At 70.7% G+C, this 25,922-nt stretch carries 25 protein-coding genes and 6 pseudogenes; 18 read left to right on the forward strand and 13 right to left on the reverse strand.

The features are described 5' to 3' along the window. Nucleotides 1-65 precede the first annotated feature (65 nt). Both OG390_RS29965 and OG390_RS29970 read left to right on the forward strand, forming a co-directional pair. Nucleotides 66-268: pseudogene (locus OG390_RS29965) on the forward strand (RNA polymerase sigma factor); the annotation flags it as partial. A 154-nt stretch (nucleotides 269-422) separates the two neighbouring features. Continuing rightward, entirely contained in the window at nucleotides 423-833 is a 411-nt protein-coding gene (locus OG390_RS29970) for an SRPBCC domain-containing protein (RefSeq protein WP_406172569.1), read from the forward strand. Nucleotides 834-1,176: 343 nt separating this feature from the next. On the opposite strand, the gene OG390_RS29975 is transcribed toward OG390_RS29970, so the two are convergent. Both OG390_RS29975 and OG390_RS29980 read right to left on the reverse strand, forming a co-directional pair. Continuing rightward, nucleotides 1,177-2,721: an ABC transporter substrate-binding protein gene (locus OG390_RS29975; protein ID WP_406172570.1), complete on the reverse strand. Its 1,545-nt coding sequence runs from the start codon at nucleotides 2,719-2,721 to the stop codon at nucleotides 1,177-1,179. Nucleotides 2,722-2,752: 31 nt separating this feature from the next. Next, entirely contained in the window at nucleotides 2,753-4,888 is a 2,136-nt protein-coding gene (locus OG390_RS29980) for a hypothetical protein (protein WP_406172571.1), read from the reverse strand. Between the two features lie 208 nt (nucleotides 4,889-5,096). Between OG390_RS29980 and OG390_RS29985 the strand changes: the two genes are divergently transcribed. Then, on the forward strand, nucleotides 5,097-5,549 hold the full coding sequence (locus tag OG390_RS29985; RefSeq protein WP_406172572.1) for an HIT family protein: 453 nt from the start codon (nucleotides 5,097-5,099) through the stop codon (nucleotides 5,547-5,549). A 12-nt stretch (nucleotides 5,550-5,561) separates the two neighbouring features. Here OG390_RS29985 and OG390_RS29990 read toward each other — a convergent pair whose 3' ends face one another. The 5 genes and pseudogenes from OG390_RS29990 to OG390_RS30010 form a co-directional block, all read right to left on the reverse strand. Beyond that, nucleotides 5,562-6,545 (reverse strand): isopenicillin N synthase family dioxygenase, encoded by a 984-nt coding sequence (locus OG390_RS29990; RefSeq protein WP_406172573.1) that lies wholly within the window; start codon nucleotides 6,543-6,545, stop codon nucleotides 5,562-5,564. Continuing rightward, the gene (locus OG390_RS29995; RefSeq protein ID WP_406172574.1) at nucleotides 6,538-7,008 is read right to left on the reverse strand and encodes a nucleoside deaminase; all 471 of its coding nucleotides are present in this window, start codon (nucleotides 7,006-7,008) and stop codon (nucleotides 6,538-6,540) included. Before OG390_RS29995 ends, OG390_RS29990 begins: the two co-directional genes overlap by 8 nt. 111 nt (nucleotides 7,009-7,119) lie before the next feature. Continuing rightward, entirely contained in the window at nucleotides 7,120-7,272 is a 153-nt protein-coding gene (locus OG390_RS30000; protein ID WP_406172575.1) for a hypothetical protein, read from the reverse strand. A 131-nt stretch (nucleotides 7,273-7,403) separates the two neighbouring features. Next, nucleotides 7,404-7,598: pseudogene (locus OG390_RS30005) on the reverse strand (MerR family transcriptional regulator); the annotation flags it as partial. 87 nt (nucleotides 7,599-7,685) lie between these two features. Next, nucleotides 7,686-8,660, reverse strand: a complete 975-nt coding sequence (locus OG390_RS30010) for a zinc-binding alcohol dehydrogenase family protein (RefSeq protein ID WP_406172576.1) — start codon at nucleotides 8,658-8,660, stop codon at nucleotides 7,686-7,688. 111 nt (nucleotides 8,661-8,771) lie between these two features. Here OG390_RS30010 and OG390_RS30015 point away from each other — a divergent pair, with 111 nt between their 5' ends. The 5 genes and pseudogenes from OG390_RS30015 to OG390_RS30035 all read left to right on the forward strand — a co-directional run. Continuing rightward, nucleotides 8,772-9,113 carry an ArsR/SmtB family transcription factor gene (locus OG390_RS30015; protein ID WP_406172577.1) on the forward strand — a complete coding sequence of 114 codons (342 nt, stop codon included), beginning with the start codon at nucleotides 8,772-8,774 and terminating at the stop codon, nucleotides 9,111-9,113. Between the two features lie 373 nt (nucleotides 9,114-9,486). Beyond that, nucleotides 9,487-9,984, forward strand: a complete 498-nt coding sequence (locus OG390_RS30020; protein ID WP_406172578.1) for a hypothetical protein — start codon at nucleotides 9,487-9,489, stop codon at nucleotides 9,982-9,984. Nucleotides 9,985-10,114: 130 nt separating this feature from the next. Further along, nucleotides 10,115-11,866, forward strand: coding sequence for a S8 family serine peptidase (locus OG390_RS30025; RefSeq protein WP_406172579.1), 1,752 nt, complete (start codon nucleotides 10,115-10,117; stop codon nucleotides 11,864-11,866). A 150-nt stretch (nucleotides 11,867-12,016) separates the two neighbouring features. Further along, nucleotides 12,017-12,289 carry a hypothetical protein gene (locus OG390_RS30030; RefSeq protein ID WP_406172580.1) on the forward strand — a complete coding sequence of 91 codons (273 nt, stop codon included), beginning with the start codon at nucleotides 12,017-12,019 and terminating at the stop codon, nucleotides 12,287-12,289. 20 nt (nucleotides 12,290-12,309) lie between these two features. Further along, nucleotides 12,310-12,819: pseudogene (locus OG390_RS30035) on the forward strand (EamA family transporter); the annotation flags it as partial. On the opposite strand, the gene OG390_RS30040 reads toward OG390_RS30035, so the two are convergent. Beyond that, nucleotides 12,701-13,615 (reverse strand): LysR family transcriptional regulator, encoded by a 915-nt coding sequence (locus tag OG390_RS30040; RefSeq protein ID WP_406172581.1) that lies wholly within the window; start codon nucleotides 13,613-13,615, stop codon nucleotides 12,701-12,703. The pseudogene OG390_RS30035 and the gene OG390_RS30040 overlap by 119 nt on opposite strands. Further along, nucleotides 13,615-14,007 (reverse strand): PLD nuclease N-terminal domain-containing protein, encoded by a 393-nt coding sequence (locus tag OG390_RS30045; RefSeq protein WP_406172582.1) that lies wholly within the window; start codon nucleotides 14,005-14,007, stop codon nucleotides 13,615-13,617. Before OG390_RS30045 ends, OG390_RS30040 begins: the two co-directional genes overlap by 1 nt. Nucleotides 14,008-14,095: 88 nt before the next feature. On the opposite strand from OG390_RS30045, the gene OG390_RS30050 reads away from it, so the two are divergent. The 8 genes and pseudogenes from OG390_RS30050 to OG390_RS30085 all read left to right on the forward strand — a co-directional run bounded on the left by OG390_RS30050 (nucleotide 14,096) and on the right by OG390_RS30085 (nucleotide 20,728). Then, on the forward strand, nucleotides 14,096-15,547 hold the full coding sequence (locus OG390_RS30050; protein WP_406172583.1) for a menaquinone biosynthesis decarboxylase: 1,452 nt from the start codon (nucleotides 14,096-14,098) through the stop codon (nucleotides 15,545-15,547). Then, the gene (mqnP, locus tag OG390_RS30055; protein WP_406172584.1) at nucleotides 15,544-16,446 is read left to right on the forward strand and encodes a menaquinone biosynthesis prenyltransferase MqnP; all 903 of its coding nucleotides are present in this window, start codon (nucleotides 15,544-15,546) and stop codon (nucleotides 16,444-16,446) included. Before OG390_RS30050 ends, mqnP begins: the two co-directional genes overlap by 4 nt. A 31-nt stretch (nucleotides 16,447-16,477) precedes the next feature. Further along, nucleotides 16,478-17,167: a UbiX family flavin prenyltransferase gene (locus OG390_RS30060; RefSeq protein WP_406172585.1), complete on the forward strand. Its 690-nt coding sequence runs from the start codon at nucleotides 16,478-16,480 to the stop codon at nucleotides 17,165-17,167. A 100-nt stretch (nucleotides 17,168-17,267) separates the two neighbouring features. Then, nucleotides 17,268-17,723, forward strand: coding sequence for an Lrp/AsnC family transcriptional regulator (locus tag OG390_RS30065; RefSeq protein ID WP_399083577.1), 456 nt, complete (start codon nucleotides 17,268-17,270; stop codon nucleotides 17,721-17,723). Nucleotides 17,724-17,809: 86 nt separating this feature from the next. Further along, the gene (gene mqnE / locus OG390_RS30070; RefSeq protein WP_406172586.1) at nucleotides 17,810-18,973 is read left to right on the forward strand and encodes an aminofutalosine synthase MqnE; all 1,164 of its coding nucleotides are present in this window, start codon (nucleotides 17,810-17,812) and stop codon (nucleotides 18,971-18,973) included. A 70-nt stretch (nucleotides 18,974-19,043) separates the two neighbouring features. Beyond that, nucleotides 19,044-19,588 (forward strand): annotated as a pseudogene (locus tag OG390_RS30075) (GNAT family N-acetyltransferase). Between the two features lie 99 nt (nucleotides 19,589-19,687). Further along, nucleotides 19,688-19,990 (forward strand): DUF4229 domain-containing protein, encoded by a 303-nt coding sequence (locus OG390_RS30080; protein WP_399083586.1) that lies wholly within the window; start codon nucleotides 19,688-19,690, stop codon nucleotides 19,988-19,990. 78 nt (nucleotides 19,991-20,068) lie between these two features. Continuing rightward, nucleotides 20,069-20,728, forward strand: a complete 660-nt coding sequence (locus OG390_RS30085; RefSeq protein WP_406172587.1) for a TetR/AcrR family transcriptional regulator — start codon at nucleotides 20,069-20,071, stop codon at nucleotides 20,726-20,728. A gap of 236 nt (nucleotides 20,729-20,964) precedes the next feature. Here the strand turns inward: OG390_RS30085 and OG390_RS30090 are convergent, their stop codons facing one another. From OG390_RS30090 to OG390_RS30105, 4 genes and pseudogenes are all read right to left on the reverse strand, one after another. Then, a complete protein-coding gene (locus OG390_RS30090) occupies nucleotides 20,965-21,087 on the reverse strand; it encodes a hypothetical protein (protein ID WP_406172588.1) in 123 nt (40 codons plus the stop codon). Continuing rightward, nucleotides 21,084-22,019 carry a DUF6716 putative glycosyltransferase gene (locus OG390_RS30095; protein ID WP_406172589.1) on the reverse strand — a complete coding sequence of 312 codons (936 nt, stop codon included), beginning with the start codon at nucleotides 22,017-22,019 and terminating at the stop codon, nucleotides 21,084-21,086. Before OG390_RS30095 ends, OG390_RS30090 begins: the two co-directional genes overlap by 4 nt. Before the next feature lie 118 nt (nucleotides 22,020-22,137). Then, on the reverse strand, nucleotides 22,138-23,016 hold the full coding sequence (locus tag OG390_RS30100; protein ID WP_406172590.1) for a MaoC family dehydratase: 879 nt from the start codon (nucleotides 23,014-23,016) through the stop codon (nucleotides 22,138-22,140). Then, nucleotides 23,016-23,279 (reverse strand): annotated as a pseudogene (locus OG390_RS30105) (SDR family oxidoreductase); the annotation flags it as partial. The gene OG390_RS30100 and the pseudogene OG390_RS30105, both read right to left, overlap by 1 nt. Nucleotides 23,280-23,412: 133 nt before the next feature. Here OG390_RS30105 and OG390_RS30110 point away from each other — a divergent pair. Further along, nucleotides 23,413-23,643 (forward strand): annotated as a pseudogene (locus OG390_RS30110) (acetyl-CoA C-acyltransferase); the annotation flags it as partial. 343 nt (nucleotides 23,644-23,986) lie between these two features. Continuing rightward, complete coding sequence (locus OG390_RS30115) at nucleotides 23,987-25,885, forward strand: AMP-dependent synthetase/ligase (protein WP_406172591.1); 1,899 nt, start codon at nucleotides 23,987-23,989, stop codon at nucleotides 25,883-25,885. Nucleotides 25,886-25,922 lie beyond the last annotated feature (37 nt).

Below are 25,922 nucleotides of genomic sequence, written 5' to 3' on the forward strand. Positions count from 1 at the left end.
TCTGTGACGTGAGTCGCCGGAACCGGCCTTCGTCATGCGGACAGGTGGAGGGTGTGGAGACGACGATGACGACGCTGAGGAAGCGCATCCGCGCGGGGACCATGACGCCTTCGGCGAGCTCTGCGACGCGTGCGCGCGCTCCGTCGACAACCACGCCTACCGCCTCACCGGGGACTGGGCGCAGGCAGAGGACGTGGTGTCGCTGACCTTCCTGGACGCCTGGCGCCTGCGCGAGAAGCTCGACGAGGAGGGCGGCGGGAACCTGCCCAAGGCGGGGATCAGGAAGCGGCAGGTGCTCAGCAACACGGCCGTCCTGCGCCGCACCGTCGTCGACAAGGCGGGCCGGCGGTCCTGAGCGGCTAATGGGCAGGTCAGAGGCCATAAGGGGTGCAGAACGCGCGCTCACGGGCCACGCTGGTGTCATGACCCAACCCACCCGGTCCATCGAAGAGGGCACCACGGAGATCCGGGGTGACGCGCAGGTCGCGCACTACCTGCTGCGGTTTCCCCAGCCTGTGGAGAAGGTCTGGGCGGCACTGGCCACCCCCGAAGGCCTGCAGGGGTGGCTGGCCATCGCAGAGGTGTTCGAACCGCGGCTCGGCGGTGCGGTCACCCTGCGCGGGCTGGGCCCCGGCCGGATCACGGCCTGGGACGTGGAGCGGGTCGCCGAGTACACGGTGGAGGGGCGGGGGCGGGTCCGGTTCCATCTGGAGCCGGGGGCGCCGGACGGCACCGGCACCACGGTCCGCTTCACCCATGAGTTCGAGCGGGAGCGGGAGCAGCCGGTGTGGCGCGCCCGTTTCGAGCGCTTGCTCACGGCCCTCGACGCCTAGTGCCGAGTCGGCCAAGGTTCGCCCCGTCGCGACGCCGGGCACGCTTCCCCACTGCCTCAAGGGCGTGGGAGGTGTCCCCACTCGCCGCACCGGCCGAAAGCCCAAGTACATCCAGTACGAGGACTTCCGGCCGGCACTCCCCCAGCCTTCGGCCGGGGGGACCCCCCGAGCACGCACCGGACGCCGCTCCTTGACGGGCAAACCCTGGCTGACGCGGCACCAGGAACGGCGACCGGCACTCTTCCTGACGCCTGGGAATGGCGACAGACACTCCTCCCGACGCCTGGGAATGGCGACAAGCGCTCTTCCTGACGCCTGAGAAAGGTGCAGGCACTCCTGACATCTAGGAGGGCGGCAGGCACTCCTGCGCCGGAGGCTTTCCCTCCGGCCAGGCGATCTTCACGAAGCGCGAGCGGCTGTCGGGGGTCAGTTCCACGATCGGTACGGCCTTGTCGTACGGATTGCCGTGGGCGTCCAGGCAGATCCACCCGCTCGCCCCGTTGACCCGCAGCTGCTTGCCCTTCACCTGTGGCCATTGGAGCCCCACGTCCGCGAGGGCCGGGATCTTCCCGGTCGGCGACGCCCCGCGGATGCCGTGCACGGCGAGCCGCGTCGCGTCGTACGCGATGATCAGCTGGCCGTCGTCCAGGGCCACCTTGCCGACCGGGCCGACCGGCTCCCGTCCGGCGCTGTCCAGCAGCGCCTGGAGCACCCGCGCGTCGGCCGCGCTGCCGCCGGTCTTCGCGGTGTCGCTCACCCAGGCGTCCGGGTGGGCGAGGGCCGTGTAACGCACGGACAGCAGGGGGTCCTTGAGGGCGCGCGGATCGAGGTCCTTGTCGCCGGCCAGGTACGAGCCCTCGTCGCCGGTGAGCACCGTGAAGCGGCGGTCGACGCAGCCGCGTGCGCCCAACGCGTTGATGAACTGCCGCAGTTGGGTGTGCCGTCCGGCGAAGAGGATGGTGTCCGTGCTTTTCGGCGTGGTGCACAAAATGGTGGTGATCTGCGCGAAGACGTTGGCGGTGCTGCCCTCCTTGCTGCGGTCGGCGGGCGGCGTGAACGGCTGGGCCTCGTAGCGCGCACCCTTGAGCATCTTCTCGAAGGACTTCTGCAGGGTGCGCGTGTACGGGTCGCCCGTGCGGTCGTACACCAGGAACGCGTTGGCGGCCGACACCTTGGCGAACGAGGCGAGGGCGCGGGCCTCGTCGGTGTTGGTGGGGGAGACGCGGGCGAGCCCGGGGAAGGGGTCCTTGCCGTTCTGGCCGTTGGCGAGGTCGTCGGCGGTGATCGAGCTCCCTATCACCGGGATGCCGCGCCGGGTCAGCTCCTTGACGGCCTTCTTGTTGTTGTCGGTGCTCAGGCCGACCCCGGTCACCGCACGCAGCCGGTCGGGTCCCTTCGTCATCCGCTCCAGCCGGTCGACGGTCTGCCGCCAGTGCGCGCCGGTGGCCCCGGGGTTGGCGAGTACGAGGCGGATCTTCGGCTTCAGGCCGTTGGTGTCGTGGTTGGCCTGGTACTGGGCCAGATAGGCGCCCTGGAGCTCGTGCAGCACATCGGCCAGATTGTCGGCGTCGGTGGCGGTGAAGGGTTCGAGCAGCGCGACGGTGACGTAACTGCCGGGCGTCAGACGGTGGTTCTCACGGTCGATCGCCCGGACCGTCTCGGCGAACTGCGGACGCCCGAAGGAGTACGTCGTCCACGAGACGCCCACGCACTCGTCGCTGCCCTCCGGCTGGACGACTCCCGGGGCGCAGGAGCGGTCCTCCTTCGTGGCCGTCATGCCGCCCCATACGCCGAAGGCCGCGAGCACGGCCGCGAGGCTCAGCGCGACATACCGGCGGAAACGTATCTCCCAGACGTCCTCGCGCAGCCATGTCCACACACGCGCCATCAGTGGCCCCCGTCCTCGCACCGCCGCGCCATCACCGGCCCCCGTTCCCGCTCGCGTTCTCGTCGTCGTCGCCCGGGATACGGAAGGGGCGGCCGGCGAGGGCGTCCGACGGCCAGTCCCGCGAGGCCCGCCACAGCAGGGCGTTGCCCGCGGGCCGCAGATTCGACAGCTGCTCCAGCTCGAAGCGCAGCCGCTCGGTCACCTGCGAGTCGGGCAGCACCAGCGGGTCGGTCAGCTGCCACACGGCGTGCAGCAGCCGGCGTACCCGCAGGTGCAGTACGGCGTCCACGCTGTCCGGCGGTTGCTGGGCCGCGTCCGTGTGTCCGAGCGCGACGGAGGCCCGGTGGTCGTGGCCGTCGAAGTCCCGGCCGTCCGGGTCGTGCGCGTGGTAGTACGGCGCGGACGCGATGAAGACCAGGGACGACAGCCAGCCGCGGGTGTCGGTGCGCGGGAAGGTGTCGCGCAGGTGCGCGACCGCGAAGTCGGCCTTGCCCAGGGCGAGTTCATGGTGCAGCCGGTAGCGGGCGCTGTCCGGCGGGGCGGCCCGGTCTTCGTCCCGGTAGTGGTCGATGAGGGTGCGGTGCACGGCTCGCCACCGCTCGTGGTCCGGGTCGCCGTGGTGCAGCCGCAGCAGGAGCAGGGAGCGCAGGAACGGGTCGCCGACGAACTGCCCGTCGGCGGCCGCCCAGCCCTCCTCCGTCAGTCGCTCCTCCAGGTCGAGGACGCCCGACGCGCCGAAGTCGTCCGGGAGTTGGGCCTCGGCCAGCGCGCACGCCGAATCGCGGTCGTGGGCCGCGGCGAGCACCGTCAGCTCGTCCAGACGGCCGCCGGGCACGAGCCGGTCGAGGAGTTCCTGGTAGGCGGGACGGCCGTCGTGGTCCTCGTGTACGGCGACGTCCGAGGTGAGCAACTCACCGAGGGACGCGGCCCCTTGGGGCAGGTTCTGCTTGGCGGACTCGGCGAGCAGGGTGATGCCGAGCGGGCTGCCGCCCGTCAACCGATGAGTGGCGTGCGGAAGTTGCGACGGTACGGCGGGACCGCCGGCGTTCGGGGCCAGGCCGTCGGAGGCGGTGTCCACGACGTGCAGCGTGTCATCGGGCGTCAGCGGCGGCAGCGAGACGAGCAGCGCGCGGGAGGACGGTGAGGTGCCCGCCTCCCAGCCGGCCTCCCGGGTGACCTCGGGGAGGGTGCGGCGCCCCGCGTTGCGCAGGGCCGCGTGGTCGTATCCGCGCAGGGCCGCGAAGAACACGACCTCGTCGGCGATGCCGTCGGCACGGTCGCGCAGTACCGGCTCCAGGAGCCCGAGACCGGCCGGTTCCTGCACGTTGTCGATCAGCACGACGGGGCGGCCCCGCCGGTGCGAGCGCTGCACGACCCCTGCGTACGCGTCGTCGAGGTCGGCCAGCAGGGCCCGTACGAGATAGCGCTCGGCGTGTCTGCGCGAGTCGCCGCCGGCCCTGAAGTGCCGGGACAGCAGGATCAGCGCGAGCTTGGGGCTGCCGCCCGCGTTCGGATAGTCCCGGTACCAGGTGGCGGCCCTGCGCAGTCGGCGGGGAGCAGGGCCGATGCCCTCGGCGAACGCCTCCAGGGTGGCTTCGATGATCGGCGCGATCACGGGGCCCGTACCGCTCAGCGAGGCGACGAGCTTGGAGACGATCTTGCTCACCCAGCGGCCCGCGAACCCCGAGATCCATGAGCCGGTCTCGTTCAGCAGCAGGATCCGCTCCGCCTCCTGCCGGATGCGCGGCACGTCACGGTCGCTCCAGCCGCCCGCCGCGACCGCGAGCAGCCCGGCCGCCAGCCGTGGAAAACCGATCCGCCCGGCGCCCGTCACCGGCTCGGCGAGCTGCTCGGCGACGGTGGTGAGAGCCTGCCCCACCGGCGACCACGCCTCCTGTGGCCGCTCGGCCGGCGGAGCGGCGAACTGCCGCTCCTCCCCGTCGATCAGCGCGACGGGTGTGTGCCCGCGATAGGCGTCGCGCAGCTCGCGCAGCACGGCACTCTTCCCGAGCCCCCGCCCGCCCGCGAACACGACGAACGGCACCTCACCCGCGTGCTCGTACGGTGTCGCGCGCAGCTGATACGGACGCAGACCGACAAGCCGTGACGCGAGCCCGGGCGGATCGGTGTCGAACAGCGCTCCCCGGCCGTGCAGCCCTGTGTGCACCGCATCTCCCCCTGGCGCGGTCCGGTCCGATGTGCTGCTGTGAGGTGTATCAACACCAGTGTAAAAAGGGGGACTTGGTTCGGGATAGGGCGCCTGGTGTCCGTTGGGTTACGAAAACTATCCGCCACTCGTCCGACGATGATCGGGTCCGGCTTCTGCCGCGGGTAAACATGTGAATCGGTTCCGGCTCAACCACTGCGAGGCAGCCATGACGACACCGAACTGCTACGCCTGCGGTCAGGAAGCCCGCCTGGACGGGTTGCCACTCAGCGAACGCATCGCTCTCGATCGGCATTGGCGGGTGGCTCACGCTTTCGGGACCGCGCTCCCCGGCTGGCTCGTCCTGCTGCCGCGTCGCCATGTGACAGCCGTCCACGAGCTCACCGACGCCGAGGCGGCGACGCTGGGGACGTGGCAGGTGCGACTGTCCCGAGCGCTCCATGAGGTGACGGGCTGCGTCAAGACCTACGTGGCCCAGTTCGCCGAGCTCGAGGGCTTCGCGCACGTCCACTTCCACGTGATGCCGCGCATGGCGGAGCTCTCCGAGGATCTGCGCGGGCCGCGCGTGTTCGAACTGCTCCGGCGGCCTGCGCCACAACAGGTGACACCCGACCTGATGGACAAGATCGCGGACTCCCTTCACGCCCGCCTGATGTGTTGATGCGGGTCATGATCAGCCGACGGTGATCGAGTCCAGCTTTTCGCGCAGGTAGACGTGGGAGTCGACCGGTTCGTACGCCACTCGGCCGACCGGTGCGGGGACGGACTCGACGCGGGTGCCCGGGGTGCACTCGCCGAAGTAGACGAGGGACATCAGCTCCTCGGCGGGGGCGTCGGCCGGGGGTGGCAGGACGCGATGGCGGCCGGAGCGCCAGCGGTCGCCGGTCCAGCGGGCCATCAGGTCGCCGATGTTGATGGTGAAGGCCTCCGGGTCGAAGGGCGCGTCCTCCCAGCCGCCCTCGTCCGTGTAGACCTGCAGGCCGCCCTTGCCGGCCTGGCGGTCGAGGATCGTGACCGTGCCGAAGTCGGTGTGCGGGCCGATGCGGAACTGGCCCGGCCGGGGATCGCCGATGACCTCCGTGCCCGGGTACCAGTTGATGTTGAAGCCGTAGGTCGGGTGGTCCATGTGCCGGGTGAAGAAGTCCGGTTCCAGGCCGAGGGCCTCGCCGAGGAGGGCCAGGAGGTGGTTCTCCAGTTCGCCCATCCTCCTCAGGTATTCCTCGCAGAGCTTCTGGAGTTCCGGGGTCTCGGCGGGCCAGATGTTCGGGGCGTACCACTCCGCGTTGATCTCCGGGTCCTCGAAGGGCTCGTGCGTCGCGAAGGTCAATGACTCCTTGAGGTCCGGTGGGGTCTCGGTGCCTTCCGAGTAGGCGTTGGCCTCGACGCCCGGGCCCAGCCAGCCGCGGCCGCCGACCCGGGCGGCGTACGGCTGCTTGGTCTCGGTGGGGAGGGTGAAGAAGGCGCGGGCCGCTTCGCGGATGCGGGTGCGCAGGGCCGCGTCCACGCCGTGGCCGGTCACCAGGAGGAAGCCGGCCGTCTGGAGGGCTTCGTCGACCGTGCGGGCGATGTCCGCGCGGGCCTTGGGGTCTCCCGAGAGCCAGGGACGCAGGTCGACGGTCGGGATGCGGGGGCGGGTCGGGGTGTGGGGCTCAGTCACCGATGTCCTCGTTCCACAGTGCCGGGTTGTTCTTGATGAAGTCGCGCATCAGGGACGTGCACTCGGGGTCGTCGAGCAGCACGATCTCCACGCCGTGCTCCGCCAGCCAGTCGTGGCCGCCGTGGAAGGTCTCGGCCTCGCCGATCACGACCCGGGAGATGCCGAACTGGCGGACCAGACCGCTGCAGTACCAGCACGGCGAGAGGGTCGTCACCATCGTCGTACCGCGATACGTCCGTTGCCGTCCGGCGGCGCGGAAGGCGGCCGTCTCGGCGTGCATCGAGGGGTCGGCGTCCTGGACGCGGCGGTTGCGGCCGCGGCCGAGGAGAGTACCGTCCGCGCCGTACAGCGCGGCCCCGATCGGGATGCCGCCCTCGGCGAGCCCGGCGCGGGCCTCGGCGACGGCGGTGCCGAGCCAGGCGCGTGCCTGTGCCTGATCGACTGGTTGATCGATGCGCTCCATGACTCCACTCTCCTGTGGCCGAAACACGAGGGCAACGTGCGGAAAGTACTCTCCGGGCAACCCGCACCCGGACGGACTGTCAGCGCCTGACGGAGGTACTCGTGCCCGCACTCACCCCTCCACGACATCCTGGCCCTCGACCCCGTCCGCTGCGCCGAGCCCGAACTCCTCGCGGGCGAGGCCGCCTTGGACCGGCCCCAGCACCGCCGTGCCTCCGACCGCCGCGGCCATCCCCAGGAACCGTGCCCGGCTGATTCCCTGCATCGCGCCTCCCCGCGCCGTCGTCGTGGCCCCCAGTCCGGGAAGCGGCCGGGTCTTCCGCAGTCCGCCGATGGTCTATGTACGGAGGACGAAGGGATGAGCCAGGCGCGACTCAGGAGAAGGACGTAGGTGACTTACGAAGAGGACGTCAGGTAGGCGTGCAGGGCGCCCGCGCCCTCCAGCATGGCCGTCGTGCGCGCAGTCAATGCCGTGCGGCGCAGGCCCTCCAGGACGGGCCGGATCTGGGGGAAGAGGTAGTGGCTTCGGCGGAGGGTGTGGATGAGACGCGCGTCCCGCACGTCGGCGGGCGTGAAGAGGCGGTACCCCGATCAAGGCCGCGGGCATCGCGATGATCGGCACCCTGAGTGCCTTCGTGCTCGCCGCCACGGTGGCACTGCAGTGAGCTCTGTCGGGGTTCACGCACCCACTCGCAACAGGAGCTTGCCCGTGCTGCTCCGCGTCCCCATCAGCCGATGGGCCTCCCCCGCCTCCGCGAGGCCGAACTCCGCGGTCACCGGCAGGGATACGGATCCGTCGACCACCGTACGAAACGCACGCTCGGCGATCTCGCGCAGTGCCGCAGGGGCCGTCTTGGCCAGGCCGAGGATGGAGAAACCGGCGACCGACAGACCCGTGGGGTAGAGCTCCGGCTGTCCCACCGTCCACGGCTCCGCCGAGCTCGCGTTGCCGAAGGAGACCAGGCGGCCGAAGGGGGCCAGGGAGGCGAGGGCGGCGCGCAGGGTGTCGCCGCCGACGGGGTCCAGGGCGAGGTCGACCCCACGGCCGTCCGTCGCGGCCCGTACTTCTTTCGCGAAGGCGCCGACGAAGACCTCGTCGTAGCCGTGGCCCAGCGCGTACTTCGCCTTGGCCTCGGCGGACACCACGCCGTACACCGCTCCGGCCCCCGCGGCCTTCGCCAACTGCCCGAGCACGGTGCCCACGCCGCCCGCCGCGCCCTGCACGAGGACGGTCTCGCCGGGCTGCAGCCGCCCCACGGTGTGCAGCAGGGCGTACGCGGTCGGCACGACGGTCGGGAGCGTGGCGCCGGTGCGCAGGTCGACGCCGTCGGGGAGCGGGAAGACGGTCACCGCGTCGGCCACGACCACGTCCGCGTACGCGGACCCCTCGGTCAGCGCGGCAACCTCCTGCCCGGCCTCGAGGCCCTCGACGCCCGGGCCGACGGACCGGATCCGTCCGGACACCTCGAGACCCGGCACGAAGGGGAGACTCGGCACCCGATACCCCTCGGACCTCGCCTTGAGGTCGGCGAAGTTCACGCCGGTGTACGCGACGTCGATGCTCACCTGCCCGGGGCCCGGATCGGGCACATCGGCCTCCACCGTCTTCAGGACCTCGGGACCGCCGTACTCCTGGAACTGGACCGCGCGCATGGCACACCCCTGACGAGTGCTCGACTGTTCAACGGAAAGCGAACACTCGGGAGTGTATGGTTTTCATCGAACACTGGGCAAGTGCAGGGGCATGGACGCAGGGAGGCGGGCGTGGCGCAGCGCACCAGTCATCGGGTGGCCCCCGAGCACACCCACCCCGACGAGGTCCCCGTCCGGACCGCCCTCGCCGCCCTCGCGGATCCCGTACGCATTCAGCTGGTACGGGAGCTGGCGGGCTCCGCCGAGTGGAGCCGCAGCTGCGGCAGTTTCGACGTGCCCGTCGGCAAGGCCGCCCTCAGTCATCACTTCACCGTCCTGCGCGGCGCGGGGATCGTCGAGCAGCGTGACGAGGGCCCCAGGCGCGTCAATCGGCTCAGGCGGGAAGAGTTCGACACCCGCTTCCCCGGCCTCCTCGCGCTCGTCCTCCGCGAGGAGGCGTCGGGGCGGCGATAGCCGCGCCACGCCGGGTCGATCGCGCGGTTGTGCACGCCGGCCGGGTGGCCGGTGTGCCGTCGGGTGCGTCCCGCTCGGTGCGCGGCGTGATCCCTGTCGGCGTGAGCCCCGGCCTCGAAGTGGTCGCCCGGTGCGACGGCGGGGCCGCAGGTCCTGGGCTGCCGGGCGCATCACGTGCTGTTCCGGTCGGCGATCCGGTCGTGATCGTGTCCGGCCGGGGTGGCCCTCCGCTCGTGATCGTGTCCGGCCGGAGTGGCCCTCCGATTGCGGCCGAGGCGACGCCAACTTAGCGTCGGGACGTCGGAATTTTGCCGACAGGTCCACATAAATCCCTTATGTCGACCTTCTCGTCATGCCATCGAACGGAGCATTCATGTCGGTGATGACCGGTCCCCAGCCCCTGCAGCAGTTCGGTCAGCAGATCGGCGGCGCCCCGCAGCAGCAGATCGGGCAGGTGGTCCAGCAGGCGATCCAGCAGGCTTGCCAGCAGGCCAGCACGCAGATCGCGCAGCGGATGCAGCAGACGCTGCAGCAGATCCAGCAGGTCCAGCAGCAGCTCCAGCAGCAGGGTCTGGCCCATCAGGCCCACCCGTACCTGGCGCTCGCGCTGCACCACACGCTGCACGCGGGCGTCCGCTCCGCCGTGGAGCAGTCCGTGCAGCAGGCGCTGCCGACCGCGATCGTGACGCTGCTCCAGCAGAGCCAGCAGGGTCAGCAGGGTCAGCAGGGTCAGCAGGGCTTCCAGAGCCAGCAGGGCCAGCAGCCGTGGGGCGGCGGGTTCGGCCAGCAGTCGTACGGCCAGCAGTTCCCGCAGTACCAGCAGTCCGGCTTCGGCTACGGCCAGATGGGTCAGCCCTTCGGTATCGGCTGATCCTGGCGGCGCGTGATGCGGTGTGCCCGGAGTTCCCGGGCACACCGCATCACCGTGGAAGCGCGGGATCACCGTGGCAGCCCCGGCCGCCCGTCGCCGGATCAGGAGCACAAATTACGAGGTAGGCGTGGTGAAGGTGGACGTAATGGTCAAGGAAAGGCCCGCAAACAACCGCGAGAGCGCGTCCGAGGGCGCGGGGGCAGGTGGGCGGGGACCCGAGGGCGGACAAACGGGACCGCGCAAGGAACGCGCGAAGTCGTCGCGCCCGGTGCAGCCGCGCCGGGAGCGGTTCTTGGTGACATCGCTGCCGCAGAATCTGCTCCCACCGGGTGTGCCCGAACTCGGCATGGACGCGGTGTGTGACCAGCTGGACCGGATGCCCGAGGTCAAGGTGATCCGCAGAATCCGGCCGTCGGAGAAGCTCCAGTCGGTCGGGCTGACCCCCTCCTGCCCGGAGGTGGCGGTCGTCGAGGCGGCCGAGGCCCAGGTGCCGGCGATGCGGTCCCTGCACCTGCACATCGAGCAGGACCTGCCGCTGGCCGGAACGGGGCCCGCCGCCATGCCGACCGCGGGGATTCTGCCCCTGCGCGATCCGGGGCTGGTCATGCCGCTGGAAGAACCTGTGGACATCTCGTTGCGCGTGTGCGGCCCGGACGGCGAACCGCTGGCCGGCGCGGGAGTGTTCCTGATCGGGGCGACATGGCCGGGCCAGGGCGTCACCGGCGCCGACGGGACGGTCACCGTCACGCTGGCGACGGAGACCGCACAGTCCGTTCGGGCCCTGTACGTCCGGCCCGCGGGCGGATACACGGACCGCTGGATCCACCGCCCCGACCTGTCGGCGACCGGGGAGAACCTCGTCACCCTCACCCCGTTGGCCGAGGTGTACCCGGAGCTGGAGAAGCGGCAGCAGTACGGCTGGGGCCAGCAGGCCATGCGGCTGGACCGGCTGCCCCCCACGTTCCGCGCCTTCGGCGTCAAGATCGCGCTCATCGGTTCGGGCGTCAGCGCCGAGCACCCCGATCTGAAGGAACGGGTGCGCTCCGGGGTCGATCTCGTGCGCGGCACGGACGGCGGATGGGCCCACGACATGGTGGGCAGCGGTACGCACGTGGCGGGCATCATCGCCGGGGCGGACACCGGCAAGGGCATCATCGGAATCGCGGTCGACGCCGAGATCGAGGTCTGCCAGGTGATGCCCGACGGGCATTTCAGCGACCTCATCACCGCTTTGGACCACTGCATCGACCGCGAGGTCGACATCGCCCACATCGCGGTGGCCACCCCGTACTCGTCGGCGCTGGTCTCACGCAAACTCGCCGACGCCAACGCGGCGGGCATCGCCTGCGTCGCCCCGACGGGCGACACCGGCGGGCCGGTCGCCTTCCCGGGCTCGCTGCCCACCGTGTTCGCCGTGGGGGCACTGGGAGTCTTCGGCTCGTACCCGCAGGACACCTCCCAAGCCACCCATTCGGGGCCCCAGTTGACACCGGAAGGGTTGTTCGCGGCGCCGTTCAGCGGCTACGGCCCGGGTATCGACGCGGTCGCCCCCGGTGTGGCGGTCATGTCGTGCGCCCCGCAGGGCGGCTACGCGGCCCTCGACGGCACCGGCACGGCCTCGGCCCACGTCGCGGGCCTCGCCGCCCTCGTTCTCGCTCACCACGAGGACTTCCACGGTCAGCTGCTGCCCCGCGGACCTGGCCGGGTGCAGCACCTGTTCGAGATCATCGCGGCCAGCTGCCGCCAGTTGGCTTTCCCGGGCACGGCGGAAGGGGCCCGGGTCGGACGCGGTTTGCCCGACGCTCTCGTCGCCCTCGGCCTGGCCCCCGGAGTGCAGCTCGCTCCGGCCCTGTCGCCGTACGCCGCGTCCATGGCCGGTTAGGCCCGTCCCCGGGGCACACCCGCAGAACGGCACCCGCCCCAGGGGCCGGGTGCCGTTCTGCGTGCCGGGACAACGCACTTGGCCCTTGCGCAGCGCCGCGCTGAACGCGAAGCCGACCAGGCGGCGGGTGAGGTCGCCGAAGGACGGGTGGTGCTTACGCATCCAGCTCGTGGACCAAGTGGACCAAGTGGACCAAAGGGCTGGAGGGCTCGGCCGGCTCCACTGCTGCTCTTCGGCACCCTCGCGGTGGCCTGGCTCGTCCCGGCACACGCCGTGCTCTCACTGCCCTTCGCCGCACGGCTCGCCGCCGCCATCGCCCTGGCCTTCGCCCCCATCTTCTGTGCCAACCTGATCTTCTCGGACCGCCTGGCGCTCGCCCCGGACCCGACATCCGCGTTCGGCGCGAACCTGCTGGGCGCATGACCGGGGGCGCGCTCGCGTATGTCGTCGGCGTGGGTCAGGCCCTCCTCGCCGCGCTCCTCTACGGTCTGTCCACCCTGGTCACCAAGCGCATCACGGGCGTCCGCCCGCACCTCATCGCCCTCGTCCAAGTCCTCGTCGGCATCCCGCTGTTGCTCCCCTTCGCCGACTTCGGCGCGATGCGCGGCGAGGGCGCGGACTGGGGCTGGCTGGTCGGGCTCGGGATCATCCACACCGGGCTGATGTACGTCCTGATGTACGCCGCGTACGCCAAGCTGCCGACCTCGAAGATCGCCGTGCTCGCCTTCACCTATCCGGCCGTCGCGATGGTCATGGACTGGGCGGTGTACGGCCACCACATCGGGCTCGTCCAGGCGCTGGGCGTCCCGTTGATCGTGCTGGCAAGCCTGAAGGTCACCCTTCAGAGGGCTCCGAAGGGGCCGCGGACTCCTCGGACACCAGCCGCCGCGCCTGCTCCACGAACAGCCGGACATGCCCCGGAAGCCGCTTCCCCGACCGCCACGCCAACTGCGTCCGAAGCGTGAACGGCGGCTCCCACCGCAGTCGTACGAGAGCGCCCTCGGCGAGTTCGGCGGCGACCGTCACCTCGGGCAGCAGCGAGACCCCGAGACCGGCCGTCGCCGCGCGTTTGGTGGCCTCGATGGTGCCGAACTCCATGAAGGAAACCGGGTCTGTACCAAGGGAGTCGAGCTCCCGCTCGAACAAGTCCCGGTAGGCGCAGCCGGGTTCGGTCGCCAGCAGCGGCTGTCGTACGAGGTCTGCCGTCCCGACCGGTTTCCCGGCCAGCGGGTGCCCGGGCGCCGCCACCAGCGCCAGCGGCTCCACCGTCAGCACCTCGGACTCCAGCCCGACGTGCTCGGTCTCCTCCTCCATCAGGAAGCCCACGTCGTACGTGCCCTGACGCAGCGCCTGTCGGGTCTCGTCGCCGATGGTCGTGCGCAGCGAGAGGCGTACGCCCGGGTAGCGGTGGTGGAAGAACTCGAGGAGCGGCGGCAGACGGTACGACGTCAGCGACTCCATCGTGCCGACGGTCAGCGCGCCGACCGGCTCCTGCGCGCCGACGACCGCCGCCCGGGCCTCCTCGCTCAGCTCGATGATCTGCCGGGCGTAGGGGAGGAGCCGTTCACCCGCCTCCGTCAGCCGGATGCGGCTGCCGAGCCGGTCGAAGAGCTCCGTGCCGAGCGACGATTCCAGGGCACGGATCTGACTGGTCACGCTGGACTGCGCGTACGTCAGCTCGGCGGCAGCCCGCGTGAAGCTCAGCACGGTCGCGACCTTTTCGAACGTGACCAGCAGCCGCAGCTCCATCAGCCCCCGGACTCCTCACCCCGCTCGCGCCGCCGCAGCTCTTCCTCGCGGCGCCGCAGGTCGGCCTCCCAGTCCTTCAGGAGTGCCTCGTCCTTGCGGTGCTCCGCCTTGAGGGAGTTGAGGAACTCGGGGTTGTCGTCGGGCGCGACGTACTGCGTGCGGTGGTTGCGATGCCACTCGGAGGGCGTGGAACCGCCCGCCGGACCCCGCCGATTCCTGCCCGCGACCAGCCAGGCGATCGGGCCGACCAGCACCTCGCCGAAGAGCAGGATGATGATGACCCAGACCACCTTGGGCAGGCCCCGGACCTCTTCCTCCGGCGTGTTCAGGCAGTCGATGAAGGCGTAGATCCACAGCGCCAGGACCAGCAGAAAGGGCAGATACCTGAGCATGGCCGAACGTTCCCCCAGTGAGCTACGGCGGGGCGGCACAGGGCCCCGGTGACGGGCACAGGGTAGCCGGTGGCAGATACTTGGACACATGGCTTACGACGATCTTCGCTCGCTGCTCCGGGCACTGGAGCGCGAGGGCGACCTCAAGCGCATCAAGGCCGAGGTGGACCCGTATCTGGAGGTCGGGGAGATCGTCGACCGGGTGCAGAAGGCCGGTGGGCCCGCGCTGCTCTTCGAGAATGTGCGCGGCTCCGCGATGCCACTGGCCATGAACGTCTTCGGAACCGACCGGCGGCTGCTGAAGGCCCTCGGGCTGAAGTCGTACGGCGAGATCTCCGAGAAGATCGGCGGGCTGCTCAAGCCCGAGCTGCCGCACGGGTTCGTCGGGGTGCGCGAGGCCTTCGGGAAGCTCGGCGCGATGACCCACGTACCGCCGAAGAAGGTGAAGGAGGCGCCGGTCCAGGAGGTGGTGCTGCGCGGCGACGACGTCGACCTCGACACCCTCCCCGCGCTCTTCACCTGGCCGCAGGACGGCGGCTCCTTCTTCAACCTCGGGCTCACCCACACCAAGGACCCGGTGAGCGGCATCCGCAACCTCGGGCTCTACCGCCTCCAGCGCCACGACAAGCGCACCATCGGCATGCACTGGCAGATCCACAAGGACAGCCGGAACCACTACCAGGTGGCGGCGAGGCGGGGAGAGCGACTGCCCGTCGCGATCGCCTTCGGCTGCCCCCCTGCCGTGACGTACGCCTCGACCGCCCCGCTGCCCGGCGACATCGACGAGTACCTCTTCGCCGGGTTCATCCAGGGCAAGCGGATCGAGATGGTGGACTGCAAGACGGTGCCGCTCCAGGTCCCGGCGCAGGCCGAGGTCGTGCTGGAGGGGTGGCTGGAGCCGGGCGAGATGCTGCCCGAGGGGCCGTTCGGCGACCACACCGGGTTCTACACGCCGCAGGAGCCGTTCCCGGCCCTCAAGATCGACTGCGTCACCATGCGGAAGCGGCCCTTGCTCCAGTCGATCGTCGTGGGGCGGCCCCCGACGGAGGACGGACCTCTCGGTCGGGCGACGGAGCGGTTCTTCCTCCCTCTCCTCAAGATCATCGTGCCGGACATCGTGGACTACCACCTCCCCGAGGCGGGCGGTTTCCACAACTGCGCGATCGTCGCGATCGACAAGAAATACCCCAAGCACGCTCAAAAGGTGATGCATGCCATCTGGGGCGCCCACATGATGTCCCTGACGAAACTCATCGTGGTCGTCGACTCGGACTGCGATGTGCACGATCTGCACGAGGTCGCGTGGCGGGCGCTGGGGAACACCGACTACGGCCGTGACCTCACGGTCGTGGAAGGGCCGGTCGACCACCTCGACCACGCCTCCTACCAGCAGTTCTGGGGCGGCAAGGCAGGCATCGACGCAACGAAGAAGTGGCCCGAGGAGGGCTACACCCGGGACGGCGGCTGGCCCGAGATGGTGCTGTCCGACCCGGAGACGGCGGCGAAGGTCGACCGTCGTTGGAAGGAGTACGGCCTGTGAGTTCAGCTTCCGCGGCGCTCCCGCAGCCGGGCCGCACCAAGGCGTTCCTGCGCCTCGTCATGATCGAGCACTCGGTGTTCGCGCTGCCGTTCGCGTACATCGCCGCGCTCACCGCGATGTTCCAGTGGGACAAGAACATCCACTGGGGCCGGCTGCTGCTCGTCACGATCGCGATGGTCGGGCTGCGCACGTTCGCGATGGCGGCGAACCGGATCATCGACCGCGAGATCGACGCCCGCAACCCCCGCACGGCCCATCGCGAACTGGTCACCGGCGCGATGTCGGTGAAGCACGCGTGGACGGGCGCACTGGTCGCCCTGGTCTTCTTCCTCGGCGCGGCCGCGCTGTTGAACCCCCTGTGTCTCGCCCTGGCCCCCATCGCGGTCATCCCGATGGTCGTCTACCCGTACGGCAAGCGGTTCACGAACTTCCCGCAGGCCATCCTCGGTCTCGCCCAGGCGATGGGCCCGATCGGCGGCTGGCTGGCGATCTCCGGCGAGTGGTCCTGGAACGCCTTCGTCCTCGGTCTCGCGGTGGGCGTCTGGATCGGCGGCTTCGACCTGATCTACGCCTGCCAGGACGTCGAGACGGACCGCGAGATCGGCGTGCTGTCGGTGCCGGCGCGCTTCGGCATCCCGGCCGCGATCTGGGGCGCTCGCGGCTGTCACGCCGTCACCACGGCCCTCTTCGTCTGGTACGCGGTGGCCACCGGCGCCGGTGCCTTTTTCTGGCTCGGCCTGGTGATCGTCGCGGGTGCCTTCCTCTACGAGCACTCCATCGTCAAGCCGCACGACCTGTCCCGCCTGAACCGCGCGTTCTTCAGCGTCAACGGTTTCATCGGCATCGCCCTGTTCGTCTGCGCCCTGCTCGATCTGCTGGTGCGCGGGCTCACGGTCTGAATCTCGGCAGTGGCCGGATAGGCTCGACATCATGAAGCCAGGACAGACGCAGCGCCGGCCTTGGATCGTGGGGGTGTCGGGTGCCTCCGGTACGCCGTACGCCGCCGCTGTGCTGCGTGCGCTTCTTCAGGCGGGGGAGAGCGTCGACCTGGTGGTCTCGCGCGCATCCCGGCTCACCCTGCTCGACGAGACCGGCCTGCCCTTCCGCGACGCCCACTGGCGCGGCGACCTGCGGGAGTGGCTGGCCCGCGGCGCCGACGGCAAGCCCGGCACCTTCGACGCCTTCGAGGGACGTATGGACGCCGTACGGCACTGGAGCGCGGGCGACTTGGCGGCGGGACCGTCCTCGGGCTCGTACCCCGCGAAGGGCATGCTCATCGTGCCTGCCTCGACGGCCTGTGTGGCCGGGGTCGCCCTCGGACTCTCGAAGGACCTGCTGCAGCGCGCCGCGAGCGTCACGCTCAAGGAGGGGCGCAAGCTCGTCGTCGCCGTCCGCGAGACCCCGCTGAACGGGCCGACGCTGCGGCACCTGGTCTCCCTGGACGACGCGGGCGCGATCGTGCTGCCCGCCTCGCCGGCGTTCTACGCGGGAGCCACGCACATCCAGGACCTGGTGGACTTCGTCGCCGGACGGGTCCTCGACGCGGCGGGCGTCGAGCACGACCTGTACCGCCGGTGGGAGGGCCAACTGGGTGGCGGTTCGCGAGGCAGCACCACCTGAGCACCGGGCAGTACCCGGTCACCTAGCAGTACCCAGTCACTCAGCACTTTCAGGCACTTCAGGAACTCTTCAGACCTTTTCAGTGGAAGGCTTCGATCGCATGGACGCGGTGGACAGGCAGCTCATCCAGGCCCTGAGGGAGAACGGCCGGGCCTCCTACGCGGAGTTGGGGCGCCTCGTCGGTCTGTCGGGACCCAGCGTCACCGACCGCATCAACCGGCTGGAGGCCGCGGGCGTCATCACCGGCTACCGCGCGACGGTCGACTCGGCCTCGCTCGGCCTCGGCGTCACCGCCCTGATCGGCATCTCGCTCTCCGACGCCGCCGACCACGAGGACGTGGCGCACCGGCTGCGGGACCTCAGCGAGATCGAGGACTGCTGGTTCATCGCGGGCGACGACTCGTTCATGCTCAAGGTGCGATCGAGCGACGTGGACGGGCTGGAGAAGACCATCCGGCGCCTGTCCGGGACGAAGGGTGTCTCCCGGACCCGTACGACGATCGTGCTCTCCACGAAGTGGGAGAACCGGGTCGGGGAACTGCCTGAAGAGGGCTAGGGCACGAAGTGCCTGATGGGGGCACCTCCTGCCCGAAGGGTGGGGGAGTACGGTTGTCGGGGTTCGTCACAGGGAGAGGTACACGCATGGATGTCGGGCTCAAGCGCGAGCTGGAGGACAAGGTCCGGGCCGGTGAGCGGCTGACCCGCGAGGACGGCATCGCGCTCTACGAGTCGGACGATCTGGCCTGGCTCGGCGGGCTCGCGCACGAGGTGCGCACCCGCAAGAACGGTGACGTGGTCCACTTCAACGTCAACCGTCACCTCAACATGACGAACGTGTGCACCGCGTCCTGCGCGTACTGCTCGTTCCAGCGCAAACCGGGCGAGAAGGACGCGTACACGATGCGCATCGAGGAGGCCGTCCGCCTCGCCCAGGCGATGGAGAACGAGAACCTCACCGAGCTGCACATCGTCAACGGCCTGCACCCCAACCTGCCCTGGCGGTACTACCCCCGTTCGCTCAGCGAGCTGAAGAAGGCCCTGCCGAACGTCTCCCTGAAGGCCTTCACCGCCACGGAGATCCACCACTTCGAGACGATCTCCGGGCTGTCCGCGTCCGAGATCCTCGACGAGCTGATCGACGCGGGTCTGGAGTCGCTGACCGGTGGTGGAGCCGAGATCTTCGACTGGGAGGTCCGGCAGCACATCGTCGACCACCGCACCCACTGGGAGGACTGGTCGCGCATCCACCGCCTCGCGCACGAGAAGGGTCTGAAGACCCCGTGCACGATGCTGTACGGCCACATCGAGGAGCCCCGCCACCGCGTCGACCACGTCCTGCGGCTGCGTGAGCTCCAGGACGAGACCGGCGGCTTCCAGGTCTTCATCCCGCTGCGCTACCAGCACGACTTCGTGGACATGAAGGACGGCAAGGTCCGCAACCGGCTGCAGGCACGCACGCAGATGGCGACGGGCGCGGAAGCCCTGAAGACCTTCGCGGTGTCCCGTCTCCTCTTCGACAACGTCCCTCACGTCAAGGTCTTCTGGGTCATGCACGGCGTGCAGACCGCGCAGCTCGCGCTCCAGCACGGCGCCGACGACATGGACGGCTCGGTCGTCGAGTACAAGATCACGCACGACGCGGACAACTACGGCACGCCGAACAAGCTGACCCGCGAGGACCTGCTCGACCTGATCCGCGACGCCGGCTTCCGGCCGGTGGAGCGGAACACGCGCTACGAGATCATCCGCGAGTACGACGGCCCCGACCCGGCGCGCCGGGAGTCGCCGCAGCCGATGCGGGTCTGAGTCCCCCGGGGGCGGCGACCCGGTCTCAGCGGCCCGGATCGCGGAGCTTAGGCTCCATGACCATGGAGTTGTGCACGAAGCCGCGCTCGGGGCCGGCCACGGTTCTGGACTTCCGGCTCGCCCCGAGCTCACGGCCGGCCTCCTCGACGAGTTGACCCGGCTGTGGGCGGACGTCAGCAACGCGGGCGGCGCGGTCGGCTTCCCCGGCCGGGTGACGTACCGGTACGCCCCGAGACCGACCGCTACGCGCGGACCGTCGCCGAGGGCCGGCACCGGCTGCTGGCCGGGTTCGACGGCGCGGGACGGCTGCGCGCCACGGCCTTCCTCGGCTTCAACACGCACCGGCTCCAGGACCACTTCGCCTGGGTGACCACGGTCATGGTGGACCCCGCGCTGCACGGCGGCGGCCACGGCAGGGCGCTGCTGACCGCCGTCGAGGAGCACGCCCGGACGCTGGGCCTGGAGGCCCTCAAGCTGACGTGCCGGGGCGGGACGGGCCTGGAGCGCTTCTACGCCTCCTGCGGTTACCAGGAGGTGGGCCGGGTGCCCGGGGGACTGCGGGTCTCGGCGGACGACTACCGCGACGACATCATGATGTGGCTTCCCCTGCGCTGATATCGCCCGCCGACCCGGCCCCCGTTCAAGATCACCGTCCAGGCATGCTTCACTGGACGGTGCCCTTTGGGAACATTCGATACGGAAGAGTGGATTGACATGGGCCGCTACACACTGATGCGCCTTGGTATCTTCGCGGGCTGCCTCGTGGTCGTCTGGGGCCTCGTCTACTCCGGTATCGCCCCGCGCGGGCTCGGCGACTCCAACTACATGTGGGTCGTCCTGCTCTCCCTGCTGATCTCCGCACCCATCAGCTTCGTCGTGCTGCGCAAGGAGCGCGACCGCGCCTCCGCCCAGGTCGTCGCGCGCGTGGACCGCATCAAGGCCAACCTGGAGAGCAACCGCAGCCAGGAGGACATCGCGGACGACGCGACGCACGGGGCGCAGGGCCAGACCTCGTAGCACTCCTTACCGCCCCATATCCTCCCTGCCGCTCCTGACCGTCCCGGCCCGGGGGCGGGCGATCGTACGCTTGCCCGCATGGGTGCTGTGAAGAACAAGCGGATGCCGCGTGCGGTGCGTGAACAGCAGATGCTGGACGCCGCCGTGTCGACCTTCGGGCAGCGGGGGTACCGGGCCGCCTCGATGGACGAGATCGCCGAACTGGCGGGCGTGTCCAAGCCGTTGGTGTACCTGTACCTGAACTCGAAGGAAGACCTCTTCACCGCATGCATCCGGCGTGAGGCCAAGGCGCTCACCGAAGCCGTCCGCGCGGGTGTGCGGCCCGGTCTGCCCGCCGACCGTCAACTCTGGGAAGGGTTGCGGGCGTTCTTCACGCACACTGCCGAGAACCACGACGGCTGGGCGGTTCTGCATCTGCAGGCCCGTACGCACGGTGAGCCGTTCGCGGCCGAGGTTGCCGCGATGCGCGAGGAACTCGTCGTGTTCGTCACGCAGTTGATCGTCGTGGCCGCCCGTGAGGCCCACCGCGATCCGTCCCTCCCCGAACGCGAGGTCGCCGGTCTCGCCGAGGCCCTGGTCGGCGCCGCCGAGTCCCTGGCCGCCTGGGCCAACGCCACCCCGGGCGTCTCCGCCAAGCAGGCCGCCGCGACCCTGATGAACTTCGCCTGGGCGGGCCTGGGCGACCTCATGGAGGGGCGGCCCTGGCCACTGCCCGCAGTGGAGACTCAGTCCGCGTAGCCCTGGGTTGCCGCCCTGTCGTGGAGGCTCGGCTCGAGGAGCCTGGGTTGCCGCCCTGTTGTGGAGGCTCGGCTCGAGGAGCCTGGGTTGCCGCCCTGTTGTGGAGGCTCGGCTCGAGGAGCCTGGGTTGCCGCCCTTCGCGGAGGCTCCAGTCCGCAACACGCGAGCGTGCAGCAGCCGGTCGGCCTCGCTCTCGAAGGCGGATGTCGCCGTCCGCTTCAGGGTGGTGTTCCAGGTCATGCGCGGATCACCTTTTCCAGGAAGGCGGCCGCCCGCTCGGAGGTGTCCGGCTCGAGACAGTCGGCGACGTCCGCACAGGCGGTGATCGGTCTCGCTCCCGGGCGGTGCCGCCCGGTCATGCCTGCCCCCAGCGGCGGAGGGCGGGTGCGACCTTCTCGCGGCCCACCCGGTAGAGGGACTTGGCGCCGCTGCGGGCGGCCCGGCGGACGACCGCCCTGAGGGGACCCGCGCCGCCCCCGCCCAGAGGAACCGGCAGCGGCCTGCCCTTCTCGTCGAAACCGTTGCGCTCCAGGATGCCGCCCAGATAGGCCCCGGCCCGCTGCGGCGAGTAGTACGGCCGCAGCGGCGGCAACGATCCGTCGGCGCGCAGCGCGTCGAGCCGGGCACGGGCGGCGGCGTACGGGTCGCTCTTGCCGATGCCCTGCCGCGCCGCCCACACCGGATCGACGCGAGGCAGTGCTCCCGCGTCCAGGTCGTCCCAGGAGGCGAGGCAGCCGGAGTGCACGAAGTAGTGGTTGCCGTGCGCCTCGCGGACACCGAAGTCGGTGAGGATCGCGGTCGGGATGTCCCGGTGCATCGACTCCAGCGCGGCCGTGGAGCTCACGGTCACCAACAGGTCGGTACGGTCGAGGACTTCGCCCATGTTGCCGTAGACGAGCTGGAAGTTGGCGGGCGCGGGCTGGGCCAGCTCCTCGACGAGCACCTGGTACGGGTTGGCCTCGACGTGCGTCGTGTGCTCCCCGGGAAGACTGCGCAGCTTCATCAGGACGAGCCGGTCGGGATGGAGCCGGGCGTGCGCGGCCGCGCGCTCCAGCAGCTTCAGCCGGGACTCCCGGCCCTCGGGCACGGAGGGCTGGACCGCGAAGACAAGGGTGAAGGGGCGGTCGGCGGACAGCGCGTACGGGGCGCCGCCCAGGAACGGCAGCGCGCACTCCACGACGGAGTCCGGATCCACCCCGACGCTGGCGAAGGCGCCGCGGAACCGGTCCGCGTCGTACGCGGTGTTGGCGAGGACGACATCGGTGCCGGCGCGGCTGGAACCGCGCCGCACAGCCCCGGTTTTCCGGAACCCCCGCCGCCGCGGGGGCCGTAGGGGCCGCGGGAGCGGGGGAGCCCAGAGGCCTCGGGAGCGGCCGGAGCCGCCGTGGTGGTCCCCGCGGCCCCCGCGCTCAGTCGGACAACGCCCGCGTCTCACCACTGAGGTGGACCCGCTCCCCGCCCCGCAACTCGAAACGCCCGCCGTCGGCCGCGTACGTCACTGTGCCCGGGAGCGGAACGGGCGCCTTGAACTCCGCGCGCACATATACGGATTCGTCGAGCTGCTGCGCGGCGAGACAGCGGGCGATCGTCCACATGCCGTGGGCGATGGCGCGGGGAAAGCCGAAGAGGCGAGCGGTGAGGGGGTAGAGGTGAATGGGGTTGCGGTCCCCGGAAGCGGCCCCGTAACGCCGCCCGACGTCTCCGGCGAGACGCCATTCGGCGAGGGAGGGAAGAGCGGGGAGGGGCTCGGCGTCCGGGGGCCGGTGCGGAGCGGCGGGCGTGTCGGTCGTGTGGTCGCGGTTCTTCTCATTCCTCCGGCCGTGCCGCGCGAGGTACGTACTCCGCGACTCCCATACGAGGCTGCCCTCGGTCCGCGCCTCGGTCATGACGGTCGCCTCGGTGCCCCGTCGGTGCAGCGCCAGGCCCGCCACGTGCACGGCGAGTTCGTACGCCGTCGTGGCCGCGAGCTCGCTTCGCCTGGTGATCTCGATCGACGTGTGCACCAGTCCGAGCAGTGGCAGCGGGAAGGCACGGCCCGCCATGATCCGCATGGCCAGCGGGAACCCGAGGACGTGCGGGTAGGTGACGGGCAGCGCGTCCGCCCCCGTCGCGAAGCCGCACACCCGCTCGTAGGCGGCGAGTCGGGCGAGGTCGACGCGCACGCCGGGGAGTACCAGCCGGGTCGCGGGCACGGCGGCGTCGGGGCGGGGACGCTTGAGCGGGGAGAGAAGGGCACCGCGGGCGAGGAGCGGCCCGAGCGCGGGGGAGCTGGTGAGGGTGTCGGACATTACGCCCCCAGCAGACTCTGGCCGCAGACCCGTACGACCTGGCCGTTGACCGCGCCGGAGGCAGGGTGGGCGAGCCAGGCCGTCGTCTCGGCGACGTCGGCGGGCAGTCCGCCCTGGGCGAGGGAGTTCATCCGGCGGCCCGCCGGGCGGATGAGGAGGGGGACGGCGGCCGTCATTCCCGTCTCGATGAAGCCCGGCGCGACCGCATTGACGGTGAGCCCGTGCTCCGCCAGGGCGCGCGGGGCGAGGGAGCGGACCAGGCCGGGCGCGGTGCCGGCGAAGCTCAGATAGCGGTCGGCCATGTCCAGCTCCCTGCCCCTCGGATGCTTACTCTGGAGTAAGGTTACCGTAGGTAAGTCCATGTCGGCGTATGTCAAAGGTGAGGGGCAGGTCGAGATGAGTCTCCTGAAGCCGCCGAAGGCGCGCCCCGTCGCGGTCGTCGGCGGTGCCCGTATCCCGTTCGCCCGCTCCGACGGCCCTTGCGCCACCGCCTCCAACCAGGAGATGCCGACCGCGGTGGTCGACGGCCTCGTCGAGCGGTACGGGCTCGAAGGGCCGGGCGCGGTCGGGGAGTTGGCTGCCGGGGCGGTCCTCAAGCGCAGCCGGGATTTCAACCTCGCCCGCGAGATGCGCGCCTGAGCGGAGCGCCCCGCCAGGGGCGCGGGGAACTGTGCGACAAGCCCCCACCGGCCGGCACCCGAAGGACAACCCAGGGGGGTCTGGGGGCGCAGGCCCCAGGTGCGGGACGGGAAGGGCCGGAGGGGGCGAAAGAAGCCCTCGATACCCCGGGTAACTCGCACCGCGCCCGCCCCAAAGCCCCACAAACCCCACACGCACGCGCCGTAGGATCCCCGTCTCACCCGGTTGCCGACACCCCGTGAACCCCTCACCCCCCAGGGCCGTATGAGGATTCGCGCCCTCTGGCGCGCCCTCGCACCCGCCCCGGCCCCCGGCCGACAAGGAGCCGCCCGTGTCCAGCCTGTACTCCCCCGAACCGCCCCCCACGGAGCCCGAGATCAGGCGGCTGGACGGAGTCGTACGCGAGGTCGCGCTGCCGCCCCTCGTCGCACCGGTGACCCACGGTTCCCTCGCGGACATTCCGTTCGACAACGCGAGCGCCACCCCGGGGGAGGCGGTCCTCAGTCGGAGGTCCCAGGACGGCACCGGCTGGACGGATGTGAGCGCGGCGGAGTTCGCCGCGCAGGTGCAGGCGGTGGCGAAGGGGCTGATCGCGGAGGGCCTGGCCCCGGGCGACCGTATCGCCATCATGTCCCGGACGACGTACGAGTGGACGCTCCTGGACTTCGCCGCCTGGGCAGCGGGCCTCGTCACCGTCCCCGTGTACCCGACCTCCTCCAACTACCAGACCCGCTCGATCCTTCAGGACTCGGGCGCCGTAGCGCTCGCCGTGGAGACCGTCGCGCAGGCGGCCGCGCTCGGCCCGGAGCGGGACCGCATACCCGACCTGCGCCACATGTGGGTCTTCGAGAAGGGCCATGTGGAGCGCCTCGCCGAGCTCGGGCAGGACGTCCCGGACCAGGAAGTCACCGTACGGCGCGGGGTGTTGGGTCCCGACACGCTCGCCACCCTCATCTACACCTCGGGCACGACCGGTCGCCCCAAGGGCTGCGCCCTCACCCATGGCAACTTCTTCGCCGAGGTGGACAACGCCGTCGAGCTGCTCTACCCGATCTTCAAGTCCCGCACCCAGGACCCGGCTTCCACGCTCCTCTTCCTTCCGCTCTCGCACGTCTTCGGCCGTATGGTCGCGGTCGCCTGTCTGCGTGCCCGGGTGAAACTGGGCCACGCGCCGAGCCTTCAGACCGAGGACCTGCTCGCGGACCTCGCCTCCTTCAAACCGACCTTCCTCCTCGCCATCCCCTACGTCCTGGAGAAGGTCTTCAACACCGGCCGCGCGACGGCGGAGAAGATGGGCCGCGGCTCGTCCTTCGACCGCGCGGCGGGCATCGCGAGGAAGTACGGCGAGGCGGTCGAGGCCCGGCAGCACGGCACGGGCCCGGGGCCCAGCCGCAGCCTCCGCGCGGCCCGCGCCCTCTACGACCCGCTCGTCTACCGCCGCATCCGCAACGCCCTCGGCGGCAGGGTCCGTTACGCCATCTGCGGCGGTTCCCCACTGGGCCGCCGCCTCGCCGCCTTCTACGCGGGCGCCGGCATCGAGATCTTCGAGGGGTACGGGCTGACGGAGTCCACCGCGGCCGCGACGGTCACCCCGCCGCAGAAGCCGCGGCTGGGCACGGTGGGATGGCCGCTGCCCGGCACCCGGGTGCGGATCGCGGGCGACGGGGAGGTGCTGCTGAGCGGCGGGCAGGTCTTCCGCGGCTACTGGGAGCCGCACGCGGGCGGTGTGGTCGCCGCCTCGCCGGACGGCTGGTTCGCGACCGGCGACATAGGCGAGCTGGACGACGGGGGTTACCTGACCATCACCGGCCGCAAGAAGGAAATCCTGATCACCGCCGGCGGCAAGAACGTCGCCCCGGCCCCCATGGAGGACTGGCTCCGCTCCCACCCCCTCATCTCCCAGTGCATGGTCCTGGGCGACGGTCGTCCCTACATCACCGCCCTGATCACCCTCGACCTCGACGGGATCACCCACTGGCGTCAGATGAACCGCAAGCACCCGGTTCCGGCGGAACTCCTCGTGAACGACGAGGAGTTGCGCCGGATCCTCCAGCGAGCGGTGGACGAAGCGAACAAACTCGTCTCCCGCCCGGAGTCCATCCGCCGCTTCGCCGTCCTGCCGGTGGACTTCACGGAGGAGGCGGGCCATCTGACCCCGTCGATGAAGCTGCGCCGGGAGGCGATCATGCGGGACTTCGGGCGGGAGGTGGAGGGGCTGTACAAGCGGTGAGCAGCGCGGGTTCGCGAGGTCGGCTCAGAGCCGCCTG

The sequence above is a fragment of the Streptomyces sp. NBC_00996 genome, assembly GCF_045162675.1.
Taxonomy (GTDB): Bacteria; Actinomycetota; Actinomycetes; order Streptomycetales; family Streptomycetaceae; genus Streptomyces.